Origin of the sequence: Gillisella vitis (assembly GCF_001541345.2) — a bacterium.
In the GTDB taxonomy this organism is placed as follows: domain Bacteria; phylum Pseudomonadota; class Alphaproteobacteria; order Rhizobiales; family Rhizobiaceae; genus Allorhizobium; species Allorhizobium vitis.
In genome coordinates this window covers 806,507-819,944 of sequence record NZ_LMVL02000003.1, presented here as the reverse complement: position 1 = coordinate 819,944, position 13,438 = coordinate 806,507, and the positions used below count along the sequence as shown (strand labels likewise).

At 57.6% G+C, this 13,438-nt stretch carries 12 protein-coding genes and 1 tRNA gene; 8 read left to right on the top strand and 5 right to left on the bottom strand.

Annotated features, from left to right (window positions below; genetic code table 11):
• Positions 1–135: 135 nt before the first annotated feature.
• The 3 genes from ASB66_RS13970 to ASB66_RS13960 form a co-directional block, all read right to left on the bottom strand.
• A complete protein-coding gene (locus ASB66_RS13970) occupies positions 136–1,749 on the bottom strand; it encodes an asparaginase domain-containing protein (protein WP_060717017.1) in 1,614 nt (537 codons plus the stop codon).
• A 51-nt stretch (positions 1,750–1,800) separates the two neighbouring features.
• The gene (locus ASB66_RS13965) at positions 1,801–2,310 is read right to left on the bottom strand and encodes a DUF1203 domain-containing protein (RefSeq protein WP_060717016.1); all 510 of its coding nucleotides are present in this window, start codon (positions 2,308–2,310) and stop codon (positions 1,801–1,803) included.
• Between the two features lie 89 nt (positions 2,311–2,399).
• Positions 2,400–2,762 carry a lysozyme inhibitor LprI family protein gene (locus tag ASB66_RS13960; protein ID WP_060717071.1) on the bottom strand — a complete coding sequence of 121 codons (363 nt, stop codon included), beginning with the start codon at positions 2,760–2,762 and terminating at the stop codon, positions 2,400–2,402.
• A 267-nt stretch (positions 2,763–3,029) separates the two neighbouring features.
• Here ASB66_RS13960 and ASB66_RS13955 point away from each other — a divergent pair, with 267 nt between their 5' ends.
• From ASB66_RS13955 to ASB66_RS13945, 3 genes are read left to right on the top strand one after another with little or no spacing between them, the layout of a single operon-like run.
• Positions 3,030–4,433 carry a DegQ family serine endoprotease gene (locus ASB66_RS13955; protein ID WP_060717015.1) on the top strand — a complete coding sequence of 468 codons (1,404 nt, stop codon included), beginning with the start codon at positions 3,030–3,032 and terminating at the stop codon, positions 4,431–4,433.
• Complete coding sequence (locus ASB66_RS13950) at positions 4,430–5,737, top strand: replication-associated recombination protein A (protein WP_060717014.1); 1,308 nt, start codon at positions 4,430–4,432, stop codon at positions 5,735–5,737. The genes ASB66_RS13955 and ASB66_RS13950 overlap by 4 nt, the downstream gene beginning before the upstream one ends.
• Before the next feature lies 1 nt (position 5,738).
• Positions 5,739–6,278 (top strand): MOSC domain-containing protein, encoded by a 540-nt coding sequence (locus ASB66_RS13945; protein WP_060717013.1) that lies wholly within the window; start codon positions 5,739–5,741, stop codon positions 6,276–6,278.
• 170 nt (positions 6,279–6,448) lie between these two features.
• On the opposite strand, the gene ASB66_RS13940 is transcribed toward ASB66_RS13945, so the two are convergent.
• On the bottom strand, positions 6,449–6,598 hold the full coding sequence (locus ASB66_RS13940) for a DUF1127 domain-containing protein (protein WP_015916194.1): 150 nt from the start codon (positions 6,596–6,598) through the stop codon (positions 6,449–6,451).
• A 631-nt stretch (positions 6,599–7,229) separates the two neighbouring features.
• On the opposite strand from ASB66_RS13940, the gene ASB66_RS13935 reads away from it, so the two are divergent.
• The 5 genes from ASB66_RS13935 (at position 7,230) to ASB66_RS13915 (ending at position 11,934) form a co-directional block, all read left to right on the top strand.
• Positions 7,230–8,342 carry a DUF2157 domain-containing protein gene (locus tag ASB66_RS13935; protein WP_081088958.1) on the top strand — a complete coding sequence of 371 codons (1,113 nt, stop codon included), beginning with the start codon at positions 7,230–7,232 and terminating at the stop codon, positions 8,340–8,342.
• Positions 8,339–8,920 carry a GDYXXLXY domain-containing protein gene (locus ASB66_RS13930; RefSeq protein ID WP_060717010.1) on the top strand — a complete coding sequence of 194 codons (582 nt, stop codon included), beginning with the start codon at positions 8,339–8,341 and terminating at the stop codon, positions 8,918–8,920. The genes ASB66_RS13935 and ASB66_RS13930 overlap by 4 nt, the downstream gene beginning before the upstream one ends.
• A 134-nt stretch (positions 8,921–9,054) precedes the next feature.
• Positions 9,055–9,139: transfer RNA gene (locus ASB66_RS13925), tRNA-Leu, on the top strand.
• Positions 9,140–9,523: 384 nt separating this feature from the next.
• The gene (tig, locus tag ASB66_RS13920; protein WP_060717009.1) at positions 9,524–11,005 is read left to right on the top strand and encodes a trigger factor; all 1,482 of its coding nucleotides are present in this window, start codon (positions 9,524–9,526) and stop codon (positions 11,003–11,005) included.
• A 176-nt stretch (positions 11,006–11,181) separates the two neighbouring features.
• Positions 11,182–11,934 (top strand): MBL fold metallo-hydrolase, encoded by a 753-nt coding sequence (locus ASB66_RS13915; protein ID WP_060717008.1) that lies wholly within the window; start codon positions 11,182–11,184, stop codon positions 11,932–11,934.
• Between the two features lie 57 nt (positions 11,935–11,991).
• Here ASB66_RS13915 and sthA read toward each other — a convergent pair whose 3' ends face one another.
• Positions 11,992–13,416, bottom strand: a complete 1,425-nt coding sequence (gene sthA / locus ASB66_RS13910; protein WP_060717007.1) for a Si-specific NAD(P)(+) transhydrogenase — start codon at positions 13,414–13,416, stop codon at positions 11,992–11,994.
• Positions 13,417–13,438 lie beyond the last annotated feature (22 nt).

Sequence of the window (13,438 nt, the reverse complement as noted above, 5' to 3'; positions counted from 1 at the left end):
GCTAGGTTCCTTTCGATTTTAACGGCGATCATTGTAAATACTGTAAAAAATCTCGTTAAAATTCCCGCTTACATCGAGTGGATCAAAGCTGCCCGCCACGTCAGACGAACGGCTGTTTTTTTGCCACGCTGTGGTTCACATCTTCGAGTCGTGATACCTGGCGGATGGAAGCAAAAAAGTCTTGCTCCAGAGCGTTTGGCGGTGGCTGTAATCATAAACGCTCAAACACACGGTGTTTTCGTCTGACTGCCTAAGACGCAATTGTGAAGAGGCGCCTTCCTCACCGGTCTTGCTCTGCCACAAGGGCTGATTGTTGCGGTTATAGAAAACCAGATTTCCATCGTCGCGCATCTGCAATCGGCCGGGCAGGGCGGCTTTTTCATCGTCGTTCAGCATCGACTCCAGCATCGACCAAAGCGTGTTGCCGGAGCTGTCGCGCAGTTGCGGGCCGAATACCGGGTCGTTCACCAGGCTGGCGCTGCCGTTGAACGTGGTCAGCGATTGGCCGGGAAGAAGCACCGCGTTGCTGCGGCTGTCCAGCCGGGCAATATCGGCCATCTCGCCGACCAGCGGCGTCTGCATCAGATATTTGACATCGTCCAGTGACCAACCATTTGTATCGCTGGCCGCCAAAAGCACGGTCAGCTTGGCGAGGGAGGCCATGACGGTCATATCCACCGGGTTTAATGTGCCTATGGCGGGCAGCCAGGCCCCTGCGGCATAAGTATTATAGTCCACCGCGCCTTGCAGAACCTGGGTATTATCGACGACAACCACGCCCGCCCGGTTGGCCTCCTCCACGGCTTTGTAGATAGCACCCTGGTCCGGGTGTCTGGCATTGCCACTTGGGAAATTACCAGCACCATAGGCTTGCAGCACCAGTCCGCCAATGCCCTGGGCCACGCAGGCGCGGATCATATCGGCCAGCAGCGCCTTACCTTGGGCGGCATCGTACCAGGCGGGAAATGCCCCGAGAGTGATGACCGGGGCCTTGTTGATGTTGGAGGTGATGGCCTGCAATTGGGCGAGTGTTTCTGCCCTTGCGACCTCATCATCCAGGCTGACGGCAGATGATACGGGCGGCAGCGGGGCAAGCTCGGCATTGAGGCCGAGGCTGATGCCATACTGGCCGACAACCGGGAAATTCGGGCTGGAAAAGCCACGAAACTGGCTGGCATCGGCTTTCACCACCCGCGAACCGCGCATCAACTGGCTATCGAAAAACACACTGACACCGGCAAGGCCGGTCTGGGCGGCGGCGACCGCGCCACAGACGTTTTGAAAAGCGTCACTATTGAACGTCATACCGGAAATCACCCCCGGCGTCGGGGAGTGAAACAGCGGCACTTGCGAACCGGTCAGGATCACCGGCTTGCTGAGCTGCGCCAGCACAGTGCCATCGGCACTGAAGCGCGCCAGCAGCATGGCGAGCGCCGTGCCGCTGTAATCCATGGTATCCGTGCCATGCAATACGATCCAGCCGTCCACTGTGTCGTAGCGTTCCAGGATATGGCGGGCAATCAGGCACCAGTCGGAGGGTTGCAGATTGGTGCTGTCCAACATGCCACTTTCGCTTTCGGGAAAAGCGAGGTCGGTCACATAGTCCAGCACCAGATGGGCAAATTTCTGCTTGAGGATCGGGTCGAGATGGGACTGGCAGGCTGCCTTGAATTGCGCGCTGGTCATCGGAGCCAGTGGATTGCCGACGCAGCTGATCGTGCCGCCGGTATTGATGACGCCAATTTTCAAGACATGTCTCCTTGCAGTGCTTAGAGCCTGTCAGGTTTTTCCTGACTAACTCTAGGCAGTTTCCAATCCCTCCAGCAGATCTTCGCCCGCCGGGGTCCGCTCGATCCTGCATTGAAAGCAGTTGTTGCGAGCCGACCGGACATGCACATAGGCGATTTTTTCGTCCTGGAGAAGCTCTTGCGCGCGGGCCGCAATCCGCGATGTCTCGGTAACGGCGCCGGTGCCATAGACGATCCTGTCATCGTGGCCATAGCCACGCACGATATAATCGGGGCTGTCGAAGATCGGCGGCAAAGTATCGCCTTCATCGTAAGGCGCGCATTCCTCGGCATGAAGAAAGATCGGTCCTGTTTCGGCATAGGGCTGTAGATGCGGGAAAGGCCGATAGGCCAGGGTCAGATAAGGCGCACCTTCGGCAATTGACGCTAGGCAATGGCGGCATTGATAGCTGCCACCAGGCGAGGTCCGGCGTTCCGGCACGCATCCATAAGCATCCGGCGCACCGCGCCAGTAGGCTTCGGCAAGGGTGGACGGCATGGGGGCAAAGCGGATGGTCTGCATTGGCTGGCTCCTGTTTGACGTGAATGCGCCAAACACTTGCCTGGACGGTGGACTGAAACCACCCGGTTCTTGCCAGCGAGAAAATAAACTTAGAGGGGCCGTCCAATTTTTTCGTAAACGCCCATCAAAGCTTTCAGCCGCGCCTCATAGGCCTTCGCAATGCAATCGTTATCTGCATTGCAGGATTGGCGGGTTTTCAGCCAGGTGGTCTGCTGGTCCTGCAACTCGCCGCGATTGCCCATCGGCAGCAGGCCGGAAATCAGCTCGAATGTGGTGACCATCTTCACGTCGAGATCGTTCAAAGCACGATTGTCGCAAATTGCTTTTTCATCGGCCTTCAGATCGGTCTTGGTGCAATCGAAGCTCGCGGCCTCGCTGTGGCGGGGCATCATGCCTGCAATCACCAGGGTGCTGAGAAACAAAATCGAGGCGGTGGCAGATGCAGTTTTCATGGTCATGGCTTTCCCGTCATTCGACGCGGCAGGCTTTTCGCCGTCAAGGCTATAAATAATGCGCTTCACCAGCAAATGTTCCCCTTTGTGATGGGCCGGGTGATAGGCCGGGGCGTCTCGGTTTTCATTATTGTCGTTGTGCCGAACCGTCACTGCTTGAAATGACGATGCTTTGCCACAATTTTCACCCAAGAGCCTATTTTGCTTTGCCAAAACCTCCCATAAGACTTGACCGTCAAGTTTTGGGAGAATGAAGAGGAAATCCGTATGCGTGGCCTGAAATCGATGTCTCCCGCCGTCATCGTCCTTGCATGTCTGGCCGGTTCACCGGTACTGGCGCAGGACGCGAAAAGCCTGCCCCAAAGCCGCGCCGATATGCAAATGTCCTTTGCTCCTCTGGTCAAGCAGACCCATGGCGCCGTCGTCAATGTCTATGCCGAGCGGATTGTCCAGAGCCGCGTCAATCCTTTCGCCGGCGATCCGTTTTTCCAGCAGTTTTTCGGCCAGCGATTTCCCAACCGCACGGAACGCCAGACCTCGCTGGGCTCAGGGGTGATCGTCGAGGCGAATGGCACGGTAATGACCAATTTTCACGTCATTGCGGGGGCCGACGATATCAAGGTGTCGCTTTCCGATGGCCGGGAATATCCGGTGAAAGTGGTGTTGAAGGATGAACGGCTGGATCTCGCCGTGTTGAAAATCGACGCCAAGGAAAGCCTGCCGACGCTGAAAATCGCCGATTCGGACAAGATCGAGGTCGGTGATTTGGTGCTGGCAATCGGCAATCCCTTCGGTGTCGGCCAGACGGTGACCAGCGGCATTGTCTCCGGCCTGGCACGCAATCAGGTCTCGGAAGGCGATTTCGGCTTCTTTATCCAGACCGATGCGTCGATCAATCCCGGCAATTCCGGTGGCGCGCTGATGAATATGAATGGCGAGCTGATCGGCCTGAATACCGCGATCTTTTCCAAGGGCGGTGGGTCTAACGGTGTTGGTTTTGCCATTCCAGCCAATCTGGTCAAGGTGTTCCTGGAGGCGGCAGACAAGGGCGCATCATCGTTCGAGCGGCCTTACGTTGGCGCCACATTCGAGCCGGTCACATCAGATGTCGCCGATGCATTGGGCCTGAAGCAGGTTTTGGGTGCGCTGGTGACCAAGACGGTGGAAGGCGGCCCGGCGGACAAGGCCGGCATCAAGGCCGGGCAGGTCATTACAGCGGTGGACGGGGTCATTGTCGAGCATCCCGATGCCCTGAACTATCGCCTGACGACCATTGGGCTTGGCAAGTCGGTCACCTTGAACGTGATCGATAACGGCAAGCCAAAGGACATTACCCTGACGCTGGCTGGCGCACCTGAAACCCGTCCGCGCGACGAGCAGGTGATCAAGAACAACAGCCCATTCGAAGGGGCGACGGTCGGCAATCTGTCGCCGCGCCTTGCCTTTGAGTTGAAACTGAATACCCAGACGACTGGCGTCGCCATTACGGCTCTTGCTGATGGCTCGGTGGCGCAGCGGCTTGGCTTCCAGCTTGGCGATATCATCGTCTCCATCAACGGTACCGAGGTCACCTCGTCGCGGGACATGGTGCAGATTGCCAAAAGCTCGCCTGCCTATTGGCGGATTGAGATCGATCGCAACGGCCAGCGGATTCGGCAGATGTTTCGATGAGCGATCTGTTTGCTCCGAAACTGGATGAGGACATGGCGGCCCGACGGCCGCTGGCGGATCGGCTGAGGCCGAAAACCCTCTCCGATGTGACGGGGCAGGATCATCTGACCGGGCCGGATGGTGTTCTGGCCCGGATGATTGCGTCAGGCTCTCTGGGGTCGATGATCTTTTGGGGGCCACCCGGCACCGGCAAGACCACCGTTGCCCGGCTGCTGTCGGGGGAGGCGGATCTGGCCTTTGAGCAGATTTCGGCGATTTTTTCCGGCGTGGCGGATCTGAAACGGGTGTTTGAAGGCGCCCGCGCCCGGCGCATGTCCGGTCGCCAGACATTGCTGTTTGTCGATGAGATTCATCGCTTCAACCGGGCGCAGCAGGATAGTTTCCTGCCTGTCATGGAAGATGGCACCGTTATTCTGGTTGGGGCCACCACCGAAAATCCGTCTTTCGAACTGAATGCCGCGCTTTTGTCTCGCGCCCGCGTGCTGACCTTCAAGCCGCATGACGAAGACAGTATTCAGACGCTGCTAAAACGGGCCGAAGCCACCGAGGAAAAACCTCTGCCGCTGGATCAGCCCGCCCGTACCAGTCTGATTCGTATGGCCGATGGCGATGGCCGAGCGGCGCTGACGCTGGCCGAAGAAGTCTGGCGGGCGGCGCGGGAGGGAGAGGTCTTCGATACCGAGGGGCTGACACGAATCGTGCAGCGGCGCGCCCCGGTCTATGACAAGGGGCAGGACGGCCATTACAATCTGATCTCGGCGCTGCATAAATCCGTGCGAGGCTCGGACCCGGATGCAGCACTCTATTATCTCTGCCGGATGTTCGATGCAGGCGAAGACCCGCTTTATCTCGGTCGCAGGCTTGTCCGCATGGCCGTGGAGGACATCGGTCTCGCCGATCCGCAGGCGCTGGTGGTCTGCAATGCCGCCAAGGATGCCTATGATTATCTTGGCTCACCGGAGGGGGAGTTGGCGCTGGCGCAGGCCTGCGTCTATCTCGCCACCGCACCAAAATCCAACGCCGTTTATACCGCCTATAAATCCGCTATGCGCGCCGCCAAGGAAAATGGCTCGCTGCTGCCGCCGAAGCATATTCTCAACGCCCCCACCAAGTTGATGAAGGGCGAGGGCTATGGCGACGGCTATCGCTATGACCACGACGAGCCAGATGCGTTTTCCGGGCAAGACTATTTTCCGGAGAAAATGGGCCGCCAGACCTTTTACGATCCGCCGGAACGTGGTTTTGAGCGGGATATCCGCAAGCGGCTGGACTGGTGGGCAAAGTTAAGGCGGGAGCGCAGTTGACATGATGAAGGTTGAGGCGGTCAGCCTTTCGAAAGATCACCTGTTCAGTAAGCAGGGGCGCGACGAGATCGTACTTCTGGCAGGATTGGGTGTGGAAGGCGATGCTCATGTCGGTGTCACGGTCCAGCATCGCTCCCGGGTTGCCGCCGATCCGACCCAGCCGAACCTGCGTCAGGTTCATCTTATTCACGCCGAGCTGTTCGATGAGCTGGGGGATAAGGGGTTTAGCGTGACGCCGGGCGATCTCGGCGAGAATATTACCACCCGTGGAGTCGATCTTCTGGCGCTGCCGCAAGGAAGCCGCCTGCAGTTTGGCTCAGGTGCCGTGGTCGAAGTGACCGGCCTTCGCAATCCCTGCAAACAGATCAATGATTTTCAGCCGGGCCTGATGCAGGCGGTGCTTGACCGCGACCCGGACGGTGGCCTGATCCGCAAGGCAGGTGTGATGGCTGTGGTCATCGAGGGGGGCGTGGTTCATCCGGGTGATCGGATCCGCGTCGAGCAACCCGGCCCTCCGCATCGGCGTTTGCAGCCAGTCTAAACTCTCCGCCAACCCACGTTACGGGCTTTGTGGGAAGAACAGCCGCTTTTATTGCGGCTTTTCAGCGCCGTAGCCCGTATCTTTACCGAATAAAACAACAAAGCGCCGAACACCCTGAAGGGAATGTTCGACGCTTTATTGTAAATTCAAACGATCACTTGACCGGTAGATCAGCCAGCCTTGACGGCGTGGCGGGCAACGCGACGGATGTCGTCGCGGCCAATTCCGAGGTCGTGCAATTCGCGGTCCGACATGCGGCCAAGTTCAGTAATGGTCTGACGGTATTTGCGCCAGTTGTTCAGCGAGCGAGTGATGTTCATGGCCTTGCCTCTTTTCAGCGTTTGCTGGCAAATCGGCCAGCCCTTCATGTGTTGAGGAGAATATATGCGCTGCGGCATAACTTATGAAGTGCCATTCCAGCGGAGCACCTATGCCATGGGTGCATGGCGCCTCAATGATTTATTAAGGAATGTCTATTTTGCGAGCAAATTCGGCTCAAACCGGTCCGGCGGCTGAAAATCTGCGTTTGAGCGCTTTCAATCGTTCATGGATGGTGGGGAAAAAGAGGCTGAAAACAATAACGCCCACCGGGGGAGGAGATCCGGCGGGCGTCATTTGAGATGGGCGACAACTGGGAGGAGGAGGGTTGTCAGCCCGTTCGGCGCGCATTGGGAGGAGGAGTATGCTGCGCCGAAACTGAATTGCAGCTTACACTGCCTGCAGTCGTAAACACTGATGTTATCGTCTGCTGTTGGCAATTATCTAATCGTTTTTATGGGTTTTGTGCAGTGCGATATTGTCATGTGAGCTATGCGTTTGATGCATGAACTAACGATCGCTCGTCTAACACCCATGCCGACCTGTTCATTCTCGCGACTGCGAAGCTGAAAACGGGTTTTCGACATCGGTGAAAATGCGCCTATATAAAGAGCTGCCGCTACGGACGGAGTTATGATGTATCGAGCGAAACTGAAGAGAGATCTTGATCGCTGGACCGATATGGGCCTGATCAGCAAACAGGCCGCCGAGGCGATGATCGAGGATCACGACGGTCGGGCGGGCAATTTCAATATCGGCGGCGTGTTGCTCATGTTGTCGGCGGTGCTGGTCTCTGCTGCCATTCTGCTGCTTGTGGCCGCCAACTGGCAGGCCATTCCGCGCCTGGTGAAGGTTTCTTGTCTGATTCTGCTGATCTGGGGCTTTCATGGCGGTGCGGCCTTCTGCCTCGCTCAAGGGCGGCAGGCGTCGGGCCATGCCCTTCTGGTGCTGGGAGCGGCCAGTTTCGGCGCAGCACTGTCGCTGGTTGGCCAGCTGTATCACCTGTCGGGCGACCTTCTCGATCTGGTTTATCTGTGGATCGGCATGGCGAGCCTGTCCTGCCTGCTATTTCGCTCCGGCGCGATGGCGGCTTTCGTTGGTGTTCTGGCGCTGGGCTTGGCGGCAGCAACCCTTGACCAGTTTGACTTTTCCTGGACGCCGGAGACGGTGTGGACGCCGCCCCTGCTGGCTGCGCTCGTTACCGGCCTGGCGCTTTTCACCGGCAACATCCGGGTTCAGCATATATCCGGTTTGCTGATTCTCGGCTGGCTGGGATGGATCTATGCCGAGGTCATGCAGCCGGGCCTTGCAATGGCCTATGTGGCTTTAGGTATTGCCGTATTCGCGGCGTCGGCTTTGCCGGTGCTTGCACGATATATGTCCGTGCAGATCGCCGGTTTTCATGGCTTGCTGTTGGCCGCAATGGGCCTTGTCATCCTCAATATAGACTATGATCACGGTTTGCCGCTGGCTTTGGTGGCCGTCACGGCGGTTGGTATCTCCATTGCTGCCCTTGTGCTTCGCGGGCGTCACGATGGCGTGGTGCGGGCGTTGGCCTATCTGATTTTCGCAGGTGAGATCCTCTATCTGTCCTTTACAACGATTGATTCTTTGCTGGGCACATCGGGCTTTTTCCTGATCGCCGGTGTGATTGTCGCTTTGCTGGCCCTCGGCGTCAGCCAGATGGAAAAGCTGCTGGGCACGCGCAAGCGTTCGATGGCGGTTGAAGGACGGGGGCGGTCATGATGCAGCGCAATCATATTTTTCGTCTGGCTTCCGCGGCGATTCTTCTGGCTGCCCTGCAAACGGCGGCTATCGGTTACCAGATCGGCGAGCGGGCCAATATTTTGCGCAACGGCCAGGAGGTCCTGTTGCGGACTGAGGCCGTCGATCCGCGCGATCTGCTACGCGGCGATTATGTCGTGCTGAATTATCCGATTTCCCGCATTCCTGAGGACAAGATCGTCGGTCCTCGTCCCTCGCGCCGAGAGGATGTTCACCTGCATGTGCGCGTCACGCCGCAGGCCGATGGCTTTGCCACGGTCGAAGAGGCATCGGTCGCCGATATGCCGTCAAGGCCGGGAAGCGTGGTGCTGTTAAGCGAGCCGATTTCCTTTCCATCGCCTCTCGCGCCCGGGGACAGTTTGACCGTGCATTACGGGATCGAGCGATTCTATGTTCCTGAAGGTGAGGGCCGCGATATCGAGGCACAGCGCAATCAAGGTGCGGTCTCAATCGCCATACGGGTGTCTTCTGCGGGGCGGGCGCAGATCCGGCAATTGTTCGTTGCAGGCGAGCCAGTTTACCGTGAACCGGATTTTTGACCGATGCCTGCGCGGGGTGCGATTTCACGGTGAGGACATGTCGCTGTCATTTTTCCTTTGCGTGTTGAAAAACGGGTGTTATAGAGACCGCGCTCCGGCGGGGTCATGCAAAGTGCATGGCGTTCTGATGGATCGCGGGTATGGTGAAATTGGTAGACACGCCAGATTTAGGTTCTGGTGCCGCAAGGCGTGGGAGTTCAAGTCTCTCTACCCGCACCAGAACGTAAGGCAGCAAGGCAGAGGGCGGGAATGCGTGCATTCCGGCCCATTGTTTGTATGTTAGGGTCTATGTGATGAGGCCTGCACGCGTGGCCTTTAGAGCTGCTTTGCCTGGCAAGATGCTGAATGTTTGCCACACAGCCGCTTCTGGATCAGCGGAGAGCGTGCTGGCTGGATAATCCCTTGAACCAATATCGGTTCAAGGGATTATCCAGCGAACTTAAAGTATTACAGCGTTGCTTGTGCGTTTTATCAAACGCACGGCACTGTGGAGAACCACCGGCTGCCTCGCAGCCCAGACGATAAGAACCGGCTGTCCGGGCACGGGCGCCAACGAAACACATGGCTGTCCGAGCATGGCTGCCACGACACGAAGGTTAGAACATGCAGGTTATCGAAACGCTCGCTGAAGGGCTGAAGCGCGAACTCAAGGTCATCATTCCGGCCGCTGACATGGAAGCGCAGATGAATGAGCGCCTTGCCGACGTCAAGGACAAGGTTCGCATCAACGGTTTCCGTCCGGGCAAGGTACCGGCAGGTCACCTGAAGAAGATGTATGGCAAGTCGGTCATGGCCGAACTGGTCAACGAAATCGTTCGCGACCGTCCGTCCGCTATCCTGTCTGAGCGTGGCGAAAAGTCCGCGACCCAGCCGGAAGTGGCGATGACCGAGGACGAGGCAGAAGCCGACAAGATCCTCAATGCGCAGGCCGATTTCGAATTCACGCTTGCCTATGAAGTCATTCCCGCTATCGAATTGAAGCCGGTTGACGGCATCAAGATCGTTCGCGAAGTCGTTGAAGTGTCGGAAGACGAAGTCAACGAGCAGATCATGAAGATCGCCGAAAGCGCGCGGACCTTCGCCACCAAGGATGGTGCCGCTGCTGATGGCGACCGCGTCACCATGGATTACCTGGGCAAAGTCGACGGCGTTCCCTTCGACGGCGGCAAGGACGAAGATGCAGAGCTGGTCATCGGCTCCAATCGCTTCATTCCTGGCTTTGAAGAGCAGCTGGTTGGCCTGAAGGCTGGCGACGAAAAGGTCATCAACGTGACCTTCCCGACCGAATATCCGGCTGCAAACCTGGCTGGCAAGGACGCCACCTTCGACATCACCGTCAAGGAAGTTGCGGCTCCGGCTGAAACCGAGATTAATGACGAGCTCGCCACCAAGCTTGGCCTGGAATCGGTCGATAAGCTCAAGGAAATCGTCCGCGGCCAGATCGAAAGCCAGTACGGTAATGTCACGCGCCAGAAGATCAAGCGTCAGATCCTTGATCAGCTGGACGAGATGTACAAGTTCGAAGCGCCTTCGCGTCTGGTCGATGCCGAGTTCGACAATATCTGGCGCCAGATCAACACCGATCTGCAACAGTCCGGCAAGACCTTCGAAGATGAAGAGACCACGGAAGATGCAGCCCGCGAAGAATATCGTGCGCTTGCTGAACGTCGCGTTCGTCTCGGCCTGGTTCTTTCCGAAATCGGTGAAAAGGCCGCTATCGATGTGACAGAGGAAGAAATGCAGCGCGCACTTTACGCTCAGTTGCAGCAGTTCCCGGGTCAGGAAAAGCAGATCATCGACTTCTTCCGCAACACGCCCGGCGCTTCCGCTTCGCTGCGTGCTCCGATCTTTGAAGAAAAGGTCATGGACAAGCTGATTTCCGAGGTTAACGTTACGGATAAGACCGTGACCAAGGAAGAACTGCTGGCTGAAGACGAAGACGGCGACGACACCAAGCCTGCCAAGAAGTCGGCCAAGAAGAAGGCTGCCAAGGCTGAAGACGCTTCCGCTGAAGGCGAAGAAGCTGCTCCGAAGAAAAAGACTGCCGCGAAGAAGAAGGCTGCTGACGAAGGCGACGCTGAATAAGCGATCCTTCTGCGACTTCTGTCATGATAAAACCGCCCTTCGGGGCGGTTTTTTTATGCTGATCAGCGCTGTTCTGAAAGGCAGGTCGGAGGCCCAGTGAACTGGATCGGCACGTCAGAGAATCAATCGCCTTTGATAGAAGGCTATTGAGAAATCCGCATGGTTGGGAGAGCGGCATGCAGATAGAATTGATCCGCAGTGCCACGCTGCGGTTAAAGATGGCCGCGCAAACGCTGCTGATTGACCCTTGGCTGGCGGCGAAGGGGCAGGGCCGAAGCTATCGCGGTGCCTTGACCTCGCCACTGGTCGATCTGCCAATCCCCGTCGAGCAGGTGATTCACGGCATTGACGCGGTGCTGGTTTCGCATCTTCACTCCGATCATTTCGACGATGTTGCTATACGGTTATTGCCACCTGATATCTCGTTGTTTTGCCACCCACGTGATGTGGTGGCGATTCGTGCCCTGGGCTTTTCGCGGGTGATCGGGATTGAACATGCCACGCAGCTTGGCGACGTGCGCCTGGAAACGACAGATGGCCAGCATGGGCCGCCTGAGGTTTTGGCGGATATGGGAGACGTCAGTGGTTTCCTGCTGCGGGCCGCCGGGGAGCCTGTGCTTTATTGGGCTGGCGACACCATCCTGTGCGATTCGGTGCGCCAAGTTCTTGTCGATCACCGCCCGGATGTGATCGTGGTTCACGCCTGCGGTGCGGAATGGAACGGTCTTGGGCCGCTGGTGATGGATGCCGACATGGTGATGGAGGTCTTGCACCTTGCGCCGCAAGCTATGGTCATCGCCACTCATCTCGACGCTGTCGACCACGCCACCGTCAGTCGCACCGATCTTGCCGCCGCCGCACAGAGGCAAGCGCCAGAGGTGAGAGCAAGGCTTTATATCCCGACCGATGGCGCCAGCCTAGTTTTCTAGAATAGTCTAGCAAAAGCACGCAGAGTTTTATCTTTGGCGAATGCCGGTCTATCGAGCCTATTGCGCCGCATTTTTCACGGTTTTTTCGACCTTCAGTTCTCCCATCCGATTCCAGGCATCCAGTCCGGCAATCTTGTAGGCTTCGGCCAATGTCGGGTAATTAAAGGTATTCTCGACGAAATATTCCACTGTTCCCTTCAGGTTCAGCACGGCCTGGCCGATATGCACCAGTTCGGTTGCACCTTCGCCAACGATATGGACGCCGAGCAGGCGGCGGGTTTTCAGCGAGAAGATCATTTTCAACATGCCGCTATCGAGGCCCATGATATGGCCACGCGAGGTCTCGCGGAAATGAGCGATGCCGCATTCGTAGGGAATGGCGCGTTGCTTGACCTCTTCCTCGGTCAGCCCACAGGTGGAAATTTCCGGCACGGCATAAATGCCGTAGGGGAAATATTGCGGTGGCTCACCGGAAGGCGCGCCAACCGCATGACGGGCGGCAATACGGCCCTGTTCCATCGATGTGGAGGCCAGGCTTGGAAAGCCCACAACATCGCCAGCCGCATAGATATTGGGAACATCAGTCTGGAACGTATCCGGATTGACCTTCAACCGGCCACGGTTATCAGCTTCCAGCCCGCAGGCTGCAAGGTTCAGCGTATCGGTGGCGCCGACGCGGCCTGCGGCAAACAGCACCATTTCGGAATTCAACACCCGGCCATTCTTCAGCGTCACCCGACATTTGCCATCTTCCTTTTCGACCTTTTCCGCCGATTGTCCGAAGATCAGCTTCATGTTGCGGTCACGGAGTTGGTAGGAAAAGTCCTCGACGATTTCCTTGTCGATGAAATCCAGCATGCTGTCGCGCGGCTCGACCACTGTCACCTGCGTATCCAGAGCGCTGAAGATCGTCGCATATTCGATGCCGATAACACCTGCGCCGATCACCACCATGGAGCGCGGCACGTCCTTGATATGAACGATATCGTCGCTGTCGAGAATGCTGACGCCATCGAAAGCGATATGGGCAGGCCGGTGCGGGCGGGTTCCGACCGCCAGCAGGATCGACGCGGCCGTAACGCGCTGGATTTCCCCGTCTTCCTTGGTGACCTCAAGCGTATGCGCGTCGATGAAAATGGCATGCCCGCGCAACTGATGCACCCGGTTGCGGGAAAACTGATGTTCCAGCACGTCGACTTCGTGGTCCAGGGTGATCAGCAACCGGCGGCGCAGGTCGTCGGCGCTGATTTCCTGTTTGACGCGGTAGGAGCGGCCATAAAATCCACGCTCACGCCAACCGGTCAGGTTGAGAGCCGTTTCACGCAGCGTTTTGGAAGGGATGGTGCCGGTATGAACGGAGACACCGCCGACATGACCGCCGCGCTCGATGACCAGGACCTTCTTGGAAAGCTTGGCGGCCTGAATAGCAGCCCGGCGTCCTGCGGGACCGCTGCCGATTACCACGAGATCATACTGGTACATATCCGTTCTTCCTGTTTGCTAC

Coding starts and splice junctions, on each gene's coding strand:
- ASB66_RS13965 (WP_060717016.1), bottom strand. CDS start 2,310: ATGCAGACCATCCGCTTTGCCCCCATGCCGTCCACCCTTGCCGAAGCC.
- ASB66_RS13930 (WP_060717010.1), top strand. CDS start 8,339: ATGATGCAGCGCAATCATATTTTTCGTCTGGCTTCCGCGGCGATTCTT.
- ASB66_RS13955 (WP_060717015.1), top strand. CDS start 3,030: ATGCGTGGCCTGAAATCGATGTCTCCCGCCGTCATCGTCCTTGCATGT.
- ASB66_RS13915 (WP_060717008.1), top strand. CDS start 11,182: ATGCAGATAGAATTGATCCGCAGTGCCACGCTGCGGTTAAAGATGGCC.
- sthA (WP_060717007.1), bottom strand. CDS start 13,416: ATGTACCAGTATGATCTCGTGGTAATCGGCAGCGGTCCCGCAGGACGC.
- tig (WP_060717009.1), top strand. CDS start 9,524: ATGCAGGTTATCGAAACGCTCGCTGAAGGGCTGAAGCGCGAACTCAAG.
- ASB66_RS13945 (WP_060717013.1), top strand. CDS start 5,739: ATGATGAAGGTTGAGGCGGTCAGCCTTTCGAAAGATCACCTGTTCAGT.
- ASB66_RS13950 (WP_060717014.1), top strand. CDS start 4,430: ATGAGCGATCTGTTTGCTCCGAAACTGGATGAGGACATGGCGGCCCGA.
- ASB66_RS13940 (WP_015916194.1), bottom strand. CDS start 6,598: ATGAACATCACTCGCTCGCTGAACAACTGGCGCAAATACCGTCAGACC.
- ASB66_RS13935 (WP_081088958.1), top strand. CDS start 7,230: ATGATGTATCGAGCGAAACTGAAGAGAGATCTTGATCGCTGGACCGAT.
- ASB66_RS13960 (WP_060717071.1), bottom strand. CDS start 2,762: ATGAAAACTGCATCTGCCACCGCCTCGATTTTGTTTCTCAGCACCCTG.